Origin of the sequence: Paenibacillus sp. FSL R5-0636 (assembly GCF_037974255.1) — a bacterium.
GTDB classification, from domain to species: Bacteria; Bacillota; Bacilli; order Paenibacillales; family Paenibacillaceae; genus Paenibacillus_AQ; species Paenibacillus_AQ odorifer.
In genome coordinates this window covers 42,000-59,192 of record NZ_CP150232.1, presented here as the reverse complement: position 1 = coordinate 59,192, position 17,193 = coordinate 42,000, and the positions used below count along the sequence as shown (strand labels likewise).

The 17,193-nt window shown below is 45.5% G+C and carries 17 protein-coding genes and 1 riboswitch; of the genes, 1 reads left to right on the top strand and 16 read right to left on the bottom strand.

Annotated features, from left to right (window positions below; translation table 11 throughout):
* Positions 1–46: 46 nt before the first annotated feature.
* The 5 genes from spoVT to pth form a co-directional block, all read right to left on the bottom strand.
* Complete coding sequence (gene spoVT, locus MKX34_RS00270; protein WP_036678783.1) at positions 47–589, bottom strand: stage V sporulation protein T; 543 nt, start codon at positions 587–589, stop codon at positions 47–49.
* A 255-nt stretch (positions 590–844) separates the two neighbouring features.
* The gene (locus MKX34_RS00265) at positions 845–1,885 is read right to left on the bottom strand and encodes a peptidylprolyl isomerase (RefSeq protein ID WP_076147592.1); all 1,041 of its coding nucleotides are present in this window, start codon (positions 1,883–1,885) and stop codon (positions 845–847) included.
* A complete protein-coding gene (gene mfd, locus MKX34_RS00260; RefSeq protein WP_038568019.1) occupies positions 1,872–5,396 on the bottom strand; it encodes a transcription-repair coupling factor in 3,525 nt (1,174 codons plus the stop codon). Before mfd ends, MKX34_RS00265 begins: the two co-directional genes overlap by 14 nt.
* A gap of 131 nt (positions 5,397–5,527) precedes the next feature.
* Positions 5,528–5,758 carry an anti-sigma-F factor Fin family protein gene (locus MKX34_RS00255; RefSeq protein ID WP_036678789.1) on the bottom strand — a complete coding sequence of 77 codons (231 nt, stop codon included), beginning with the start codon at positions 5,756–5,758 and terminating at the stop codon, positions 5,528–5,530.
* An 84-nt stretch (positions 5,759–5,842) separates the two neighbouring features.
* The gene (gene pth, locus MKX34_RS00250; protein ID WP_036678864.1) at positions 5,843–6,403 is read right to left on the bottom strand and encodes an aminoacyl-tRNA hydrolase; all 561 of its coding nucleotides are present in this window, start codon (positions 6,401–6,403) and stop codon (positions 5,843–5,845) included.
* 125 nt (positions 6,404–6,528) lie between these two features.
* On the opposite strand from pth, the gene MKX34_RS00245 reads away from it, so the two are divergent.
* Complete coding sequence (locus MKX34_RS00245) at positions 6,529–6,729, top strand: hypothetical protein (protein WP_036678792.1); 201 nt, start codon at positions 6,529–6,531, stop codon at positions 6,727–6,729.
* 88 nt (positions 6,730–6,817) lie between these two features.
* Here the strand turns inward: MKX34_RS00245 and MKX34_RS00240 are convergent, their stop codons facing one another.
* The 11 genes from MKX34_RS00240 to MKX34_RS00190 all read right to left on the bottom strand — a co-directional run bounded on the left by MKX34_RS00240 (position 6,818) and on the right by MKX34_RS00190 (position 16,641).
* Positions 6,818–7,771, bottom strand: coding sequence for a ribose-phosphate diphosphokinase (locus tag MKX34_RS00240; RefSeq protein ID WP_036678796.1), 954 nt, complete (start codon positions 7,769–7,771; stop codon positions 6,818–6,820).
* Positions 7,772–7,858: 87 nt separating this feature from the next.
* The gene (glmU, locus tag MKX34_RS00235) at positions 7,859–9,259 is read right to left on the bottom strand and encodes a bifunctional UDP-N-acetylglucosamine diphosphorylase/glucosamine-1-phosphate N-acetyltransferase GlmU (RefSeq protein ID WP_036678799.1); all 1,401 of its coding nucleotides are present in this window, start codon (positions 9,257–9,259) and stop codon (positions 7,859–7,861) included.
* 272 nt (positions 9,260–9,531) lie between these two features.
* Positions 9,532–9,819, bottom strand: a complete 288-nt coding sequence (gene spoVG / locus MKX34_RS00230; protein ID WP_020425826.1) for a septation regulator SpoVG — start codon at positions 9,817–9,819, stop codon at positions 9,532–9,534.
* A gap of 209 nt (positions 9,820–10,028) precedes the next feature.
* Positions 10,029–10,856, bottom strand: a complete 828-nt coding sequence (gene purR, locus MKX34_RS00225) for a pur operon repressor (RefSeq protein ID WP_036678807.1) — start codon at positions 10,854–10,856, stop codon at positions 10,029–10,031.
* 75 nt (positions 10,857–10,931) lie between these two features.
* A complete protein-coding gene (gene ispE, locus MKX34_RS00220; protein WP_036678809.1) occupies positions 10,932–11,786 on the bottom strand; it encodes a 4-(cytidine 5'-diphospho)-2-C-methyl-D-erythritol kinase in 855 nt (284 codons plus the stop codon).
* 140 nt (positions 11,787–11,926) lie between these two features.
* The gene (locus MKX34_RS00215; protein ID WP_036678812.1) at positions 11,927–12,103 is read right to left on the bottom strand and encodes a small, acid-soluble spore protein, alpha/beta type; all 177 of its coding nucleotides are present in this window, start codon (positions 12,101–12,103) and stop codon (positions 11,927–11,929) included.
* Between the two features lie 143 nt (positions 12,104–12,246).
* Positions 12,247–12,522 carry a Veg family protein gene (locus tag MKX34_RS00210; RefSeq protein ID WP_019914493.1) on the bottom strand — a complete coding sequence of 92 codons (276 nt, stop codon included), beginning with the start codon at positions 12,520–12,522 and terminating at the stop codon, positions 12,247–12,249.
* 276 nt (positions 12,523–12,798) lie between these two features.
* Positions 12,799–13,701 (bottom strand): sporulation peptidase YabG, encoded by a 903-nt coding sequence (gene yabG, locus MKX34_RS00205; protein ID WP_036678813.1) that lies wholly within the window; start codon positions 13,699–13,701, stop codon positions 12,799–12,801.
* Between the two features lie 165 nt (positions 13,702–13,866).
* Entirely contained in the window at positions 13,867–14,751 is an 885-nt protein-coding gene (rsmA, locus tag MKX34_RS00200; RefSeq protein WP_036678815.1) for a 16S rRNA (adenine(1518)-N(6)/adenine(1519)-N(6))-dimethyltransferase RsmA, read from the bottom strand.
* Positions 14,748–15,299 carry a ribonuclease M5 gene (rnmV, locus tag MKX34_RS00195; RefSeq protein ID WP_036678817.1) on the bottom strand — a complete coding sequence of 184 codons (552 nt, stop codon included), beginning with the start codon at positions 15,297–15,299 and terminating at the stop codon, positions 14,748–14,750. The genes rsmA and rnmV overlap by 4 nt, the downstream gene beginning before the upstream one ends.
* Before the next feature lie 175 nt (positions 15,300–15,474).
* Entirely contained in the window at positions 15,475–16,641 is a 1,167-nt protein-coding gene (locus tag MKX34_RS00190; protein ID WP_036678820.1) for a 3D domain-containing protein, read from the bottom strand.
* 285 nt (positions 16,642–16,926) lie between these two features.
* Positions 16,927–17,156, bottom strand: a riboswitch (cyclic di-AMP (ydaO/yuaA leader).
* Positions 17,157–17,193 lie beyond the last annotated feature (37 nt).

The following is a 17,193-nucleotide window of genomic DNA, read 5'->3' as shown; positions in this document are numbered from 1 at the left end:
GCCCTTTGTATATCTTACCAAAAGGAAACCGGGGTCTAAATTAAGATTACTGCTCCATTTGTTTGCCCAGGAAAGCGGCAGCCGTTTCGGCCATTTTTATTTCCATTTGCGCCATCTTCGCCGAATCATCCTTGCTCACCATCACTACACAACCAATAGGATCTCCACCGGAAATGATCGGTGAGGCTACATATGAGGACACCAAATCCGGATGATCTTTAGCGATTTCATAACTGCCTTCATTGGTTTCTAACACAGTCTTACGGCTGTCCATGACTTTCTCCAACAGCACTCCCACCTGTTTCTCCAAATAATCTTTTTTGGAGCCGCCTGCAAGGGCAATGAAGGTGTCACGATCAGCAATCATCGTAATGTGCCCAGTACCTTCGAACAATGACTCCGCGTACTCTTTTGCAAAGTCACCCAACTCACCAATCGGAGAATATTTCTTGAGAATGACTTCACCGTCCCGATCGACGAATATTTCCAGTGGGTCTCCTTCTCTAATACGAAGAGTACGTCTAATTTCTTTGGGAATAACCACGCGTCCGAGGTCATCAATACGGCGAACAATTCCAGTAGCTTTCATTTCACATGTGCCCCGCTTTCTTAAGAAGTATGGTCTTACTACTGTCCATTATGGGAAAGGATAATCCCAGTGATTTATCGTAATATCTGACCATAGTATTCATCTCTTCCCAGATCCTTATACATAAGCTGACATGTATTAATATCTGCATCAAGATAAAGGTAGTTCTACAGCCGTTTCTGCGAAATAAAAAGCCATCTTCACTTTAAGTGAAGATGGCTTTTCTAAGGTAAGCTTGTCCATATTTACCGATGTTTATTCAGCGGCATCTGTAGCACTTGGTGATGCGCTTGGAGCTGTAGTGGCTTCTGTTCCACTATTTGTTCCGGTTTCATCTGCGGCAGCAGAGCTTTTTGGCAGATTGATGTTCTCAATAATGCCTTCCAGATCCTTTTCCATGAACGTTTCTAGGTTCTTGGATACAATTGAGCTCTTAATGCCTTCTTTTTGCTCATCCGTTAACTGGTCAAAAGTCTTGTCTGTACGGGACTCCACCTTGATGATGTGGTAACCGTAAGAAGTTTCTACAGGATCACTGATGGTATTTAGAGGCAAGGTCTGAGCAGCCTTCTTAAACTCATCCACATAAGTGCCTACAGCTTTATCTTTATATTCTCCGCCTGCCTCTTTAGAGCCAGTATCGTCAGAATATTCCTTAGCGATGGCTGCGAAATCAGCACCGCCATCCAGCTTCGCCTTAACTTCTTTCGCTATTTTAAGCGCTTCTTCGCTGGTACGCTCTTTGTTGTCTGCATCTGTCAGACCAATTAGCACATGACGCAGTGTGGCAACCGTAAAGTCGCCTTTAGTCGCTTCGAATTCTTTGACAACTTGATCATCAGTCACTTTAAGCAGCATATCCTGATAAACTGTCAGCACACGCTCCATATAAGTACGAATATCTTTCTCTGTAACGTCAGCATCTTTCAGTGTCTTCTTATAGGTATCGCCCAATTGTTCCTTAATGCTTGCAATTTGAGTATCGGCTTCTTTCTCCGCTTGCTTTTTCGCTTCATCCGTTGCTTGGGAAGCCAAATATTCAAAGCCCACTTCTTGCTTCAGAATGGACTCCTTAAACGCATCAATCTCTAAATATTGCGCTTGTTGTGGAGATAGGAATTTCATGATTTTTTGATCCATTGCGAATTCCTTTTGTGTAATCGTTCCACCTTTATAAGTGGCTACAGCTTGATTATCATCAGCACTATTTCCACATGCTGCTAGCATAGAAAAGGAAACTGCCGCTGCCAATGAAACGAGCAGCACTTTCCATGATTTTGTTTTATTTAACGACATTGTGTAGTTCTCCCTTCGATTTAAAAGACTGTTTAGCTTCCTTAAGAAACTGTTCAAGCAAGTCAAGCAGCTGTTTATCACTTAAATCTTTCGATTTGACCCGGATACTGGCTTTCGCATCCCTATCAAATTGTACACGTCTTTCGAAGCTATTTCCAACTTTGGCGAGTTTCGCTGTGTCTAAAGCGCCGAGACTTCCCTCATAGAAATTCAAGGTAACATCATCTCCGCGTCTAATCATGGAATCAATGCCATACATTTTTCCATACACTTTCAAACGAGCGACCGATAGTAGATTCACCACGGCTTCAGGTAACTCACCGAACCGATCCAAGAGCTCATCTTCAAGCTCGGAAGCATCATCGAAGGAGGTTACTGCCGCCACTTTTTTATAAATTTCAATTTTTTGGATACTGTCGTAAATATACTCTGACGGCAGATACGCGTCAATCGACAAATCAATGACTGTATTGCCTTCTTTCAGGGATGTATCTTCCTCCCCAAGCACAGTAACCTTACGCTTACGAATTTCCTCCGCCAGCATTTGTGAGTACAGATCAAACCCCACGGATGCGATAAAGCCATGCTGCTCTGCACCCAGCAAGTTACCCGCACCGCGAATAGACAGATCTCGCATCGCTATTTTGAAACCAGAGCCCAGCTCCGTAAATTCCTTAATAGACTGCAGACGTTTCTCTGCAACCTCTGTCAGAACCTTGTCCCGTTGATACGTGAAATAAGCGTAAGCGATCCGATTGGACCGGCCTACACGTCCACGCAGCTGATAGAGCTGAGACAAGCCCATTTTATCCGCATCATGCACAATAAGTGTATTAACGTTCGGAATATCTACGCCCGTCTCAATAATACTTGTGCTGACGAGCACATCGTATTCTCCGTCAAGGAAATCGAGAATGGTCTTCTCCAGCTCAGATTCCGACATTTGACCATGTCCGATGCCAACTCTAGCCTCAGGAACAAGCATAGAGATTTGAGCAGCCATTTCTTGAATGCCCTGCACACGATTATAGAGATAATAGACTTGACCACCGCGGGCTAATTCCCGCTCTACAGCTTCCCGCGTAAGGGTCTGGCTATGCTCCACTACATACGTCTGTACAGGGAATCTGTTCTCTGGCGGGGTCTCAATGACAGACAGATCCCGCACTCCGAGCATCGACATATGTAGCGTACGAGGAATTGGAGTTGCAGTCAGCGTAAGAACGTCTACATTCGTTTTCAGCTTTTTCAGCTTTTCTTTATGAGTTACGCCGAAACGCTGTTCTTCATCCACAATTAATAGCCCCAGATCCTTGAATACAAGGTCCTGAGATAACAGACGATGTGTACCGATAACTACGTCGACAGTTCCTGCCCTAACGCCTTTAATCGTCTCGTTCTGCTCTTTACGGCTGCGGAAACGACTTAAGACCTGAATATTAAGCGGGTAATTAGCGAAACGTTCCCGGAAGGTCTCATAATGCTGTTGAGCCAAAATCGTTGTCGGGACTAGCACCGCCACCTGTTTACCTTCAATCGCTGATTTAAAAGCCGCCCGAATAGCCACTTCAGTCTTACCATATCCAACATCACCGCAAAGCAATCGGTCCATTGGCCGGTTTTGTTCCATATCCTTCTTAATCTCTTCGATAGCCCGAAGCTGATCTCGGGTCTCTTCGTAAGGGAACATTTCTTCAAATTCATGCTGTTCCTGTGTATCCTTTTCAAAACCATATCCTGCGGCACTTTGGCGCTCAGCATATAGTTTTATCAAATCATCAGCAATATTCTGAACGGAGGAACGAACCTTATTGGTGACTCGTGTCCATTCATTGCCGCCTAGCTTATATACTTTCGGCTCTTTATCTTCGGAACCGACATATTTCTGAATCAGGTCAATCTGCTCAATCGGAACTGAGAGCTTATCGCCGCCAGCATACAGAATATGCATGTAATCACGGTGAATACCGCTGACCTCAAGCGTGCCGATTCCCATATATTTTCCGATACCATGGTTCTGGTGGACGACATAATCACCGATTTTCAGCTCTGTGTAACTCTTGATCCGTTCAGCATTATCTATTCCTTTGGAAATCTTCCGTGCCTTCCGCTGCTTCTGAGAGAACATTTCCCCCTCAGTTATAACTGCTAGATGAATAGAGGGCAGCTCAAAACCAGAACCCAGATTTCCTTGTACAATCATCGGCTCGTTAATGCCGTAATCATAAAGAACTCTGCGCACTCGTTCAATCCGTTCCTCACTGCTCGCAAGCATCATTACCTTAACACCGGACTTCTGCCAACGCTCCATCTCCGATTTCAGCACATTCATCTGGCCATGGAAATCCTGCATTCCACGACTGATAAATCCAAGAATGTTCTGAGGCTGAATATGCGGAACCTGACGTAAAAAGATTGACATAAACAGACTTTGGAACGGGCGCTGATACATAACAACATCCGTATCGACAGAGAGATCTAGATCCGGTAAAGATTTGCCGTTTTGCAGCAAATGCAGGTTCCATTCCGATTCATCCCGTTCAAGCTGTCTCGCCGTTTCGAGCAGTCTTGTCGGCTCATCTAGAATAAGAATGGTATCCTGGGCCATGTAATCAAATAAATGAGAGCGTTCAGGATATAAAAGACTGATATATTTATAGATCTCCGGGAAATAAGTACCTTCCCGCAGCATTTCCAGCTCACGGCCAATTTCTTCCCGCAGCCTGAGCTTCGCCTGGCGATCCGCCATCTTCTCCAACTGTCGCTCCATCATAGCTGAGGCTTCAGCAGAAGCAGATTCCTGGCGCAATCTACTAGCTATAATCTCTTTAGCCGGTGTAATCTTCACACTACGTACCTTATCAATAGAACGCTGATCCACTGGATCAAAAGTTCTTATGGAATCAACCTCATCGTCAAATAACTCAACCCGATAAGCCAAAGGAGATGTCATTGGATAAAAATCAATTATTCCACCCCGTACGCTCAGTTCACCACGATTTTCAACCCGCTCTACTCTTTCATAGCCCATTTCAATCATGGACATCAAAAATTCATCCAGAGCAAGCGTTCCATCTTGGGAAACGGTGACTTGTGCCTCTGCCATAACCTCTGGGGCTGGCAGCAATCTACGCACTCCTGAGTAAGGAACTACAACAATACCACGGAAGCCCTGAGCACATTTGGTCAGCACATCTATACGCTGAGCCAGTGTCTCTGGGCTTGATACAGCCGCTTCTGCAGCCACTAGTTCATTGGCGGGATAGAGCAGAACCCGGTCAGGAGAAAGCGCTTCCTGCAAATCATCGGCCATCTTCTGGGCCGAAAACATATTATGAGTCACTACAAGTAAGGGACGAGTTGTCTCTTCATGTAATGCTGCAAGCATAATCTGTCTAGCAGAACCTGTAAGCCCCGAAATGAGCTGCTCTTTCATACCTGCAGCAACACCATGGGTGATAGACTGGAAATCGGGATCCTTGGAAAAAGCTTCTATAAGACCTTGTAACAACAGGCGCACCTCTCTTACTAAACAGGCTAACGGTGGCGTAGCCACCGTCACCTATTATGATTGGAATCGAAAAGAAGCCTCAGCTGTAACGCCAAGGCTTGCGGATGACGATAGAGACAGGCGCTTCCACCTTACTGAAGCGGACTTGTCAGCAGGCTAAGCTCCGGATTGTTCTCTAAAGCCTCCTTGCAATAGTCGCAAGTAACCTTTACCGTGATTTCACCTTCTGAATTATACGCTATTATATCTCTGCGCTCCGCAGGGGTCAAGGAATGAAGGCCCAACTGCATTTCTGTAACATCACTTCTATTAATACTGCCTAGAGATGTCTTACAGTGCCTACAAACATAGTTTATTGCCATCTATATGCCTCCTGAAGGTACTATATACCTTCAGTATGTCCGGGCAGCTTCATCTTTAGCCTTAAAAACAACAGGGTTTACAGATTAACCATTGAACTTAGCCATCGTCTGCTCGAATGAATGCTGTAAGCTGTATTCCAGTGCATCACAAGTATTAAGGATCATTTGCTTAAGCGGATCGCTTTCCTTCTTAGGAAAAGTAGAAAGTACATAATCGACAATAGCAAAACCTGGCTCAGGACGAGAAATACCCATTCGTACCCGATTGAAATTCTGTGTTCCTACATGCTGGATGATGGATTTAATTCCATTATGTCCACCAGCGCTTCCTTGATAACGCAAACGGATTTTTCCGATTTCTGTATCCAAATCATCATAAACGACGATCATATCTTCAAGTTGAACTTTGTAATAATCCATATAAGCGCGAACGGCCTCACCGGACAAGTTCATAAAGGTCATGGGCTTAATCAATACGGTTTTGACGCCACCAATGACCCCTTCACCGATGACGGATTTACATTTGCTCTGGTTGAAGGCAATTCCGTTCTGGGCGGCAAGCTCATCCAAAGCCATAAAGCCAACATTATGCCTTGTTTTCGCGTACTGTGTTCCGGGATTTCCCAATCCGACAATCCATTTCATTATCGAACCTTTCCTTTCCATTCGGGCTCTCCGGCAAGAGGAGTCCGTTTTTGGTACAATAGATCTAATCTACATATCTCTGTGCAACCAGAGCGAAATTATACTCCGAAGACAGGTGATAACCCATGCCGCACAAAGGCGAATTATTGACACATCAACGCCATTTTCAGTACCACATCCAATATGCTGTACCCGTGGAAATATATAAGGGCGACGTGCATATTGATATCGGTGTATTAACAGCGGTAGACGAAGCTTTCGTGGAGCTACAAGGGACACTCTATAACCGCAGTTTATTCACCTTTGTCTCCCGCCCCGGATATTGAATCCAGTAGTTCTACCTGTAGCACGCCGATAAGGGTTACATCTCCGAGAACGGAGGTGTAACCCTTTTGTACTATTCATTCGTTATATTTATTCAATCTCGAACAATTTACTAATCGACAACTCTTCATGAACGCGGATAATTGCCTCACCCATAAGTGGAGCCACGGACAACACCTTGAGCTTAGAGGTTGGATTCGCGCTGCGAATTGGAATGGTATCCGTCACGATAATTTCTTTGATTGGAGAATTCTCCAGACGCTCGTGTGCAGGACCAGACAATACTGGGTGTGTACAGCATGCGTATACTTCCTTCACGCCGCCTTCCATCAAAGCATTAGCACCAAGTACGATAGTTCCAGCGGTATCGATGATATCATCAATCAGGATGGCTGTTTTGCCTTCGATATTACCGATGATGTTCATAACTTCGCTGACGTTAGGTTCTGGACGACGCTTGTCTATAATAGCCAGCGGAGCGTTTAGGAAATCAGCAAGCTTTCTTGCACGTACTACACCGCCATGATCCGGCGATACGACAACTGGGTTCTCGATTTGTTTGGAACGGAAATACTGAGCCAGAATCGGTACACCAAGCAAATGATCCACTGGAATATCGAAGAATCCTTGAATCTGCATGGCATGAAGATCCATCGTAATTACACGGTGAGCGCCAGCCTTTTCAATTAGATTGGCTACCAGCTTAGCGGTAATGGGGTCACGGGAACGGGCTTTACGATCTTGACGGGCATATCCGTAGTAAGGGATAACCACGTTGATGCTTTTTGCAGAGGCACGTTTAAGCGCATCTACCATAACCAAAAGCTCCATCAGGTTATCATTTACAGGGCCACAAGTGGATTGAACAATATAAACATGACATCCCCGAACGCTTTCTGACAGCTTGACCTGAATTTCTCCATCGCTGAAACTTGTGGTGTGTGATTCACCCATCGGAATCCCGATGTAATCAGCAATTTGACTAGCTAGCTTAGGATTGGAGTTACAGGTGAAAATCTTTAACTTGGAATCACAATAAGTCATAAAATATAAACCCTCCGTGACGGAATTTAGCTTTCCAAAGGCGCCGGCGCGGAAATATAAGTCCGTCCGGCGCTTCTTAGCAACGCTTTACGATGGACTCGAGTGGTCTTTCTTCGCTTTAGCACGGGAACGGATCTTCTCTGCATATCCCGGTTTGTTCTCTTGTCTTACTCTAGCTACAGCCAGATCGTTCTCGGAAACGGAACGTGTAATTGTCGAACCTGCTACAACAAAAGCCCCTTTGCCCACAGTGACTGGAGCAATAAGATTAACATTACTGCCAATAAAGGCATCGTCTGCGATTGTTGTCTTGAATTTATTATACCCGTCGTAGTTAACGGTAATCGCACCGCACCCGACGTTTACATTCTTACCTACAGATGCGTCGCCGACATAACTAAGATGTGACACTTTTGAACCGTCACCAATAGTAGCATTCTTGATCTCGACGAAATCTCCAACCTTAACTTCTTCTCCAAGCACAGAGCCTGGACGCAAATAGGCAAAAGGCCCAACGGTTGTCCGTGCGCCGACTTGAGCTTGATTCAATACGGACTGCTTAATCGTCGCATCATCCATAATCTGACAGTCTTCGATTTCACTAGCCGGTCCGATCACACAATTGTCCCCGATTACAGTCTTCCCTTTCAGGATGGTTCCTGGATAAAGCGTTGTATCTGATCCGATAACTACATCTGCTCCGATATAAGTGGAGGCTGGATCAATGATGGTTACACCACCGAGCATGTGTTTACGATTAATACGTTGACGCATAAAGGCTTCCGCTTCAGACAAAGCTAAACGATCATTAACGCCGATAGACTCAGCTGCGTCATGGGTCTGATATCCTAGTACGGTATCCCCTTGTGAACGAAGAATCCCAATCACATCAGTCAAATAATACTCCTGCTGGTTATTACTGTTCGTTACCTTTTCGAGTGCAGCAAATAATTTAGCATTATCAAAACAATAAGTGCCTGTATTGATTTCCTGAACCGCATCTTCTTCAGTAGTGCAATCCTTCTGCTCTACAATCTTCAGAACGCCGCCATCTTCACCACGAATAATTCTTCCGTAGCCTGTAGGCTTTTCCATAACTGCTGTCAATACGGTTGCAGCCGCATTACGCTGTTCATGAAGCGCCATGAGTCCTTCCAGGGTCTCCGTGGTTACGAGTGGTGTGTCTCCACAAATAACTATAGTTGTTCCTTCTTCGCCAGCAAGTAAATCCTTTGCTTGTTTGACAGCATGGCCAGTGCCGAGCTGAGTTTCCTGCAGCACGTATTCCGCTCCATCACCTACATAGGCCTTAACTTTCTCTGCGCCATGCCCAACAACAACAACGGTGCGCTGGCATCCGGTCGCTTTTACTGTATCAAGCACGTGCCCTACCATCGGCTTACCGCAAACGGGGTGCAGCACCTTATATAATTTAGATTTCATTCGCTTGCCTTGACCTGCGGCAAGTACTACAGCCATTCTTTTCAAGAATGCCAACCTCCTACTCTTGAACTCACTACTGAATATATCTCATTCCGGGCAAAAAGAAAAGAGAACCATGAAGTCATGGTTCTCTTTTCTATAAACCCCAAGTTAGAAAAGCATTTATCGCTGCCTTTCGAAGATGTCGTCAAATCCTTCACCAGCAATAGCTTTTCTTGCAAGATCAGGCTGCTAATTCATGATGTGTATGTCGGTGTGATCTTATCAAAAACGGCGGATCCTACGCCACCCAAAAGGTAGCAGTCTTCCGAGGAAGCCTAAGCTCCCTCTTCAATAACTTCTTCTTCTTCCGTAGCGGCGCGATCGTACTCGGCCAGAACCGCGGATTGAATCTTCTCGCGTGTTCCCGAAGAGATCGGGTGCGCGATATCGCGGAATTCGCCGTCCGGTGTACGCTTGCTGGGCATTGCAACAAACATCCCATTATTGCCATCGATGACGCGAATGTCATGAACAACAAACTCGTTATCGATGGTAATGGATGCGATTGCTTTCATTCTCCCCTCAGAGTTAACGCGGCGGAGTCTGACATCCGTAATTTGCATGTGTGTGTTCACCACCTTTTTCCATCAGAGACTTGGTGTATAATTCCACACAGCAAAGCGAATTCCTTCTTTTTCATTCCATAAAATACCTAAAAAAGAAATATATTTTTTGGGATATGTTGTTTTCGACATACATCGAGTAGTTTACTTAATATTCCTTACGTTTTCGACAATTTCCACGCTTTTTGAAAATGTAAGAGAATGGCTAATCAAGAGGAAAAGTAGTTGCCCGGATGCGCCGAAATTCTCCGCTCTTTGGAGTCTACTTCACTTAGTTTTACCAAAGACACGTAATCGTGCAACAGACGCTCTTCCGTCTCTACAGCGCCTGATTCCACTAAAACGCCTACCCCAGCAACCTCGGCATTAAATTCACCGAGCAGATCGACCATACCACGTACAGTCCCTCCCGCCTTCATGAAGTCATCTACGATAAGTACTCGCGATTTCTCCTTGAGTGCCCGTCTGGAGAGAGACATTGTGTGTATGCTTTTATGAGATCCTGATACGTAGTTAATACTTACTGCTGATCCCTCTGTAACCTGATGGTCACGTCGCACAAGCACTACCGGCAAGCCTAGCTGTGCTGCTGTTGCATAGGCTAGTGGAATGCCTTTCGTTTCAACGGTCATCACCACATCGATTTCCGATCCGTAAAAGGCCGTTGCGATGATCTTACCCGCCTGTTCCATCAAAGACGGCAACCCAAGTAGATCCGACATATACAAATAACCGCCAGGCAATATCCGGTCAGTCTGCTCTAGCTGCACACATAAGCGCTGCACAAAGGTTAGCGCCATATCTTTAGGCATAACTGGGATATAACGAACTCCACCCGCTGCACCAGCTAAAGTCTGCAGCTCTCCGATGCCTTCACCTTCAAATACTTCTTTTATGATTGCCAAATCTTCACTGATGGAGGACTTAGCCGCTCCATAGCGATCGGCAAATATAGACAGCGGCAGTAGTTCATGCGGCCGCTCAAGTAAAAACTGAGTCATGTCTACCAAACGTTGGCTTCTTTTTAATTTCTTCACGGAATGCTCCTCGCCAAAACCGAATATTTTAGAAAAATATATCACTTTTGTACGGGTTTACACAAGAGAAGCAGACTAATTCAGTGATCTCACTGCGTAGACTTCCTTGCAGAACCCTCGCAGTCCGTTGTAAATCCTTGCTACTTTAGACTGCTTGGACACTAAACCGAATACGGTAGGTCCGCTGCCTGACATCAACACCCCATCTGCTCCGAGCTTTATCATCGCTTCCTTGAGCTGCTGAACCTCTGGATGCAGCCTTAGGGTAACATCTTCAAGCACGTTGCCTAGATGGTTGCATACGCCCCCAAAGTCTCCTGCTTCAATCGCTTGCTGCATCTTTCGAGCAGAAGGATGCACAGCTATATTATTGCTCCGAACGCGTCCATACACTTCTGCAGTCGATACATTGATCGGTGGTTTCGCCAACACAACCCAACATTGTGGCGGGTTGTTGATTGGCGTAAGCTTTTCGCCTCGTCCTGTAGCTAAGGCTGTGCCGCCTGTGACGCAGAAAGGCACATCTGAACCCAGCTCAGCGCCAAGCTCCTGTAGCTCCTGCGCAGGAATACCGAGACGCCACAGACGGTTTAGACCGCGTAGCGTAGCTGCGGCATCACTGCTGCCGCCAGCTAGGCCAGCCGCAACCGGAATTCTTTTATCCAGATGGATATGTACCCCACTCTTCACGTTATAACGGTCTTTAATAAGCCTTGCCGCCTGGAAAGCTAAATTTTTCTCGTCCAGGGGAATATAACCAGCCTGACTTGATATTATAATAGTATCCCTTGGCAGCTCAGACAGCTCTAAGCGGTCTGCTAAATCTACCATGGTCATAATCATTTCCACCTCATGAAAACCGTCAGCACGTTTGTGCAGCACATCCAGCATCAAATTAATTTTAGCTGGTGCCTTTTCATACATTTTCAAGGCGTTCACCCACCTTCAGCTTTTCCCGTAAAAACAACTTAACATATTATATGAGAAACTTCTAATGAAGTCCAATATTAAAAGGGTGTCGCCTTTTAGACGCACCCTTTTTCAGTAATATTCACTTTATAGCCTAAAATTTAAGATTTCCGCGCGGCCTGTTCAGCAAGCTGTATCGCTTTTTTCACCATGTTGCCAGCGTCTTGAGTTGTAATTCCACCCCAGCCCTCACGTTCTACGGTTTCATAAAAACCCAGCTCCTTGGCTAACTCTGTCTTCAGTTCCTCCGACATCATGCCTCGTTTTCTGCGGCTCATTACGGAATTCCTCCCTTATGAAAATAAATGATTAACCCGTTGCCCAATTAGTATGCTTGCTTAGAACACGGATCATGCACCAAATATTTGTCCCAAAAAACGCAAACAAAAAACAGCCTCCAAAGGAGACTGTTCGTGAAACATTAAGCTTTAATATACATAATCCGCATCTGCCCATCGTCTTCACAAACTGTGATTTCCACAGATTCAGTAAGTATATCGGCATAGCTATAGGAGACTCGCTTAAAAGTTTGCTGCTCCTGATCCAGTTTGACAATAAATACAGAAGGGTACGTTTCTTCCAGGACACCTGTGCGTTCAACGGTTTTACGACGACCTCCGTTTGCACGCAATGTGATCTTATGACCGACGTGAGCTTCAAGACTGCGTTTGATTTCCAACAGCGCGTTATTAGCCATTACCTGACGACCACCTCTTTTCTTGTCCATTATACAACTTTTTCAGGACAATGTCAAAGCAAATAAATAATTAATTATAGTTGATGCATATTTCGTTGTCAACGGAATTTTTTTGCGGGAAATCAGCGCCGGACTAATATCCTTGTTATCTGTAATATAGGCATCACAAAGAAAAAAAGAAAGGGTTAAGCTCAGCGCTCACCCTTTCTTTCGGATATTCTATTCAGCCCATTCAAATTACCTATATTCCTGAAACCATAGACCTATCTCTGCCGCTTAAATGGCTGATGGTGTCACTTTTAGCGCCGACAGATTCTGCAGCCGCGGCATTCCGATACGGAAGCTGCCACGGGTCTCAACACCACCAATACCCTGATTACCGCTGATGGTATTATTCAGAACATCACTAAGATTTACAGTATCCCTGATGGAAGTAAAGGATGATTTTGCTGCTACATAAACGGGATCCAGAGCATGGATCAAAATTCGACCAGGTGAACTGGCAAAATTAGCCCCAGCTCCAAGTAATGCCTCGAAATGAGATTGGCAAGCACCGGCAACAATAGTCAACGCATCAAAATTCCGCTCATACTCCCTAGCTACCCTAATAGCAGCTATAAAGTTTTGCGAATTTTTATAGCTATTCAGACTATACAGATCGTAAGTATGCTGTTGCTTCAATACCCCATCATGACCAGTGATCACTACAATGTCTGGGCGTACACGGGGCAACAGCCGGTATAACGTATCAGCCATTGCAGATTCATGAACATGATGCCCTTCAGCGGGAATCCGCAGCTGCTCGTATAAGCTAAGGCTCTTATTCAAATATGCCGGATCGCCATCCAGATGCAGTACTTTACCCGGCACTTCAAAATAAGGAGCTTCCTTGGACGGTGGAGCCCATGTCCCCTCTGTTAGGGTTCCCCCGCTCCGCTGACTTTGCTCCTGACGGTCCTTCCGCAGCTGTGTCAGTGATTCCTTCGCTTTGATCTGTGCTTGCTGTCCCCGTTCCGTTATTCGGGTAGGAGGCACTTGAACCAGGTCATCCAGAGGAGAATCCGCCAACAGGCGGAAATCTGTGCCTTTAATGACGGCTCTATCCTGCACAATATTATCTACACGAAATGTTAAATCACCGCCATAAGATTTGCGAACGACCAAGTCTCCTAAATTCATTACAACCACCACCTCTACCCCATCGTATGGGCAAAGGCCTCAGTTGGTTCATAACTCGCCATATTTTTAAAATATAAGAATGTATAATGCTCCACCAGAATAACATCCTTATATTTCTACGAGAAACGGTTGTCGTCCTTTAAGACAACAACCGTTTCTTATTGCTTATTCAATTCCAGCGGCTAGCAAAACACCGCTTAAGCGGGCGTATTCTTCAAGACTGAGTGTTTCTCCGCGACGGGTCGGTTCAATACCCGCTTCTGCGAGTAAAGCCTCCAGCTGCTCACGTCCTTGTTCAGGGAAGTAACGAGCCTTCAGATTGTTAGCAATCGTCTTGCGGCGCTGTGTGAAAGAAGCGTGAACCACTTCAAAGAAATGCTTCTCACTCTCCACCTTTACCGGAGGATGCTCTCTAACCTTCAGACGGATAACAGCAGACTCCACATTAGGTTGAGGGATGAATACCGTACGCGGCACGATACAGACGAGCTCAGGCTCGCTGTAGTACTGCACGGCAATGCTAAGACTTCCGTATTCCTTTCCACCTGGAGATGCAGCCATACGCTCCGCAACCTCCTTCTGAATCATTACAACGATGTTATCAAGGGGAAGCTTCTCTTCAAGCAGCTTCATCAGAATCGGAGTAGTCACATAATAAGGCAGGTTAGCAACCACACTGACCTTGTTCACAGTGGTGAAATCTTCCTTGAACATTTCCTGCAAGTTCACATTGAGGACATCATCGTTACGAACCTTAACATGGGGATAAGGGGAAAGTACGTCTTTTAATATTGGAATCAGTCTACGGTCAATCTCTACGGCAGTTACAGCACCGGCTGTTAGTGCCAGACGTTCCGTCAGCGCTCCAATTCCCGGCCCGATCTCCAGCGCCCCAGAATCGCTATCTAGTCCAGCAGCGTCTACAATCTTGTCCAAAATATTTTGATCAATCAAAAAATTCTGTCCCAGGCTTTTCTTAAACTTGAATCCATAACGTTGAATAATCTCTTTGGTCCGTTTTGGAGTCGAAATTTCCTCTCTACCACTCATGAAGTAATGCCTCCCTGATCAATTTGGGCGAGAGCCCCGGCAAATTCCTCCCGCGTAATCCCAAACATCGCCAGCCGCTTGTACAGCTGTTTGCCGTTACAATATCCGATTCCAAGCAAATTACCAAGCGCCATACGTCTTTCAGCAGCCCGAGGGTGTACAAGCATTCCAGCGGCCATAAGGTCATCAATACCAATCAAAGCAGGTGCTCCTTCAAAAGAGGTATGTACATTACGCAGCGCATGACGAATCGCCTCTGGCGATGCATTCTCTACACCGATATCCCCTTTTCGAGTTGCGTCCTTCTCCGGAATAAAAGCATGCTTGCAGCCCGGCACCTTCGCTGAAACGATTTTACGAATTCGCTCCCCAGCATGGTCCGGGTCCGTAAGAATAATAACCCCTCTGCGTTCCATAGCTAGCGCAATCTTCGCAATTACAGTCCGGTTTACAGCAGAGCCGCCTGTCTCAATCGTATCTGCTTCCACAGCACGCTTAATGGCTACGGTATCGCTTTTGCCTTCAACGACGATTAATTCCTTAATCATATTTCTTGACTCCTTCCAAAAAAAGCAAAAAGAAGAGATTCGCTCCTCTTCTTTTGGTTAAAGAATGTATAAGTGATGAGCGGTTGCTCTGCGATCAACGAAATGATCATCCAGCGTTCCTTAACGGTTATCATCACTATAGCTTATCAAAGGATTTTTTGCAAAAGCTTTAGTTCTAGTTAAGCTCTGGTTTCACAGGTCCAATCACATATACGGTACGTGATTTACGGCCGAAATTACGAGCATGGCTCAGGGAATCATAATAGACATCCACTTTATTGCCTTTAATGGCACCGCCAGTATCCTCTGCACGGCGGAATCCAAGCCCATCGATATAAACCCACCAGCCAATAGGAATTACATTCGGATCTACTGCAATTGTACGACCTTCCGTTACGCGTGTTCCGGAGGCAGTTTTAGTACCTATTCCTGGCTCTTCTGACGAATAAGCTGTCATGGAGACGTTCTTAATCATCTTCTTGTACTCAAAGTCTACGCCAGCCTTGCTTGTGACGTTCTTAGTCTTAGCGCTAACTTTAGTCGTTTTGGAGGTAGTGCTTGATTTGGAAGTTGTTGTAGCTTTAGCAACTACAGTAGGCTTAGGAAGTGCTTTAGTACCAACGGCAATGATCTTATCTTTTGTTACCGTTTGTACTTCCTTGCCGATCATGCGCATAGAGGCCAGTTCTCCGTCTTGATAGATCTTTTCAATATGCTGAACCATGACGCCTGGTTTGCCTGCCTGTGCCACTCTAACTGTTCCCACAGTAAGGGAGGGATCTGCTGTCTTAATAACACGGAAAGGTAAGTTAGTTGTTCGCTGTACCGTTTGCTTGTTGATACGAACGATCTTAATCTCCATGTCAGCAGAGATGGTGGTGTCTAACGAAGGAAAAATCTTATCATAGCCTTCTAGGTTGATACCCAGTTTGTCAATCGCCTGACCGATGGTGTCTTCGGTCGTATATAACGTTTTTGTTGCTCCGTCCGCAGTAAGGCTAAATTTCTGCGCACGATTGATAACGACACGGTCACCGTCTTTTATTTCATCACTCAGACCTAAAGATAATTCATCATGCGGCTGCAGCGAAATTTGCTCTTTCTCCAACACATCACCAAGAAGTGCTTCTCGCGTTTCAAGTGTCTGTGTTTGCCCGTCTATTACTAAAACAAATTGTTTGTTACTTTGACCGTGTACGTACAGCAGAATTAACAGCGCGATTGCGATTGAAATCACACCTGCAAGTAAAAGTACGCGAGTATTTACTTGCTCCCACCGTAATGCGAAAGACCTGCTGGATGACTGCGAATCATGGGATACCTCTGGTTGGAATAAGCCCATTCTCTCCATCCTCCTTACATAGCCTCGTCGTCAATTTGTATATCATGAGGACTGAATTTCTTTGACGAAACTATTTGAGATTGTCACAGGATACGCACGTATTAACTTAGCGTCTCCTGCTCATGGATCGCCTGCTCGGCACAGCTACTCCCACACCTGTTATATAACAGTATGCGGGCAACATTCAGTTTATTCAAAAATAAAGAAGCCTAAAAAGAGTTCTCTTGAGGACTCTTTCGTGGCTTCTCCGATGTCAGAATACGCGGGAATGTTTGTGCACGAGGTTGCCTCTCTTACTTGCGCTTACGGGGTTAGCTGTCGGGTTCGGACGAAAGAGAGACGCCCTATTTCAGGTCACCCGCTCACGGCGGTTGCCCTTAAATTCACCCCAAAGACCACGTGAAGAAATCAAATATTGTTCTGCGGCAATTCCTAGTCGTATTCAAGATACAGGCATGCGGCAGTTCAATATTGGTTCCCCCGTTCTCCATACGGAGACTCAGCGAGACGATCCATGAATCAATGGCTGTCACAATAACAACAGCTCACATC

Coding starts and splice junctions, on each gene's coding strand:
- MKX34_RS00245 (WP_036678792.1), top strand. CDS start 6,529: ATGCCGCACAAAGGCGAATTATTGACACATCAACGCCATTTTCAGTAC.
- MKX34_RS00210 (WP_019914493.1), bottom strand. CDS start 12,522: ATGGCTAATAACGCGCTGTTGGAAATCAAACGCAGTCTTGAAGCTCAC.
- rnmV (WP_036678817.1), bottom strand. CDS start 15,299: ATGATTAAGGAATTAATCGTCGTTGAAGGCAAAAGCGATACCGTAGCC.
- MKX34_RS00215 (WP_036678812.1), bottom strand. CDS start 12,103: ATGAGCCGCAGAAAACGAGGCATGATGTCGGAGGAACTGAAGACAGAG.
- spoVT (WP_036678783.1), bottom strand. CDS start 589: ATGAAAGCTACTGGAATTGTTCGCCGTATTGATGACCTCGGACGCGTG.
- yabG (WP_036678813.1), bottom strand. CDS start 13,701: ATGAATTTAGGAGACTTGGTCGTTCGCAAATCTTATGGCGGTGATTTA.
- pth (WP_036678864.1), bottom strand. CDS start 6,403: ATGAAATGGATTGTCGGATTGGGAAATCCCGGAACACAGTACGCGAAA.
- rsmA (WP_036678815.1), bottom strand. CDS start 14,751: ATGAGTGGTAGAGAGGAAATTTCGACTCCAAAACGGACCAAAGAGATT.
- MKX34_RS00190 (WP_036678820.1), bottom strand. CDS start 16,641: ATGGGCTTATTCCAACCAGAGGTATCCCATGATTCGCAGTCATCCAGC.
- MKX34_RS00255 (WP_036678789.1), bottom strand. CDS start 5,758: ATGGCAATAAACTATGTTTGTAGGCACTGTAAGACATCTCTAGGCAGT.
- MKX34_RS00240 (WP_036678796.1), bottom strand. CDS start 7,771: ATGACTTATTGTGATTCCAAGTTAAAGATTTTCACCTGTAACTCCAAT.
- MKX34_RS00265 (WP_076147592.1), bottom strand. CDS start 1,885: ATGTCGTTAAATAAAACAAAATCATGGAAAGTGCTGCTCGTTTCATTG.
- spoVG (WP_020425826.1), bottom strand. CDS start 9,819: ATGCAAATTACGGATGTCAGACTCCGCCGCGTTAACTCTGAGGGGAGA.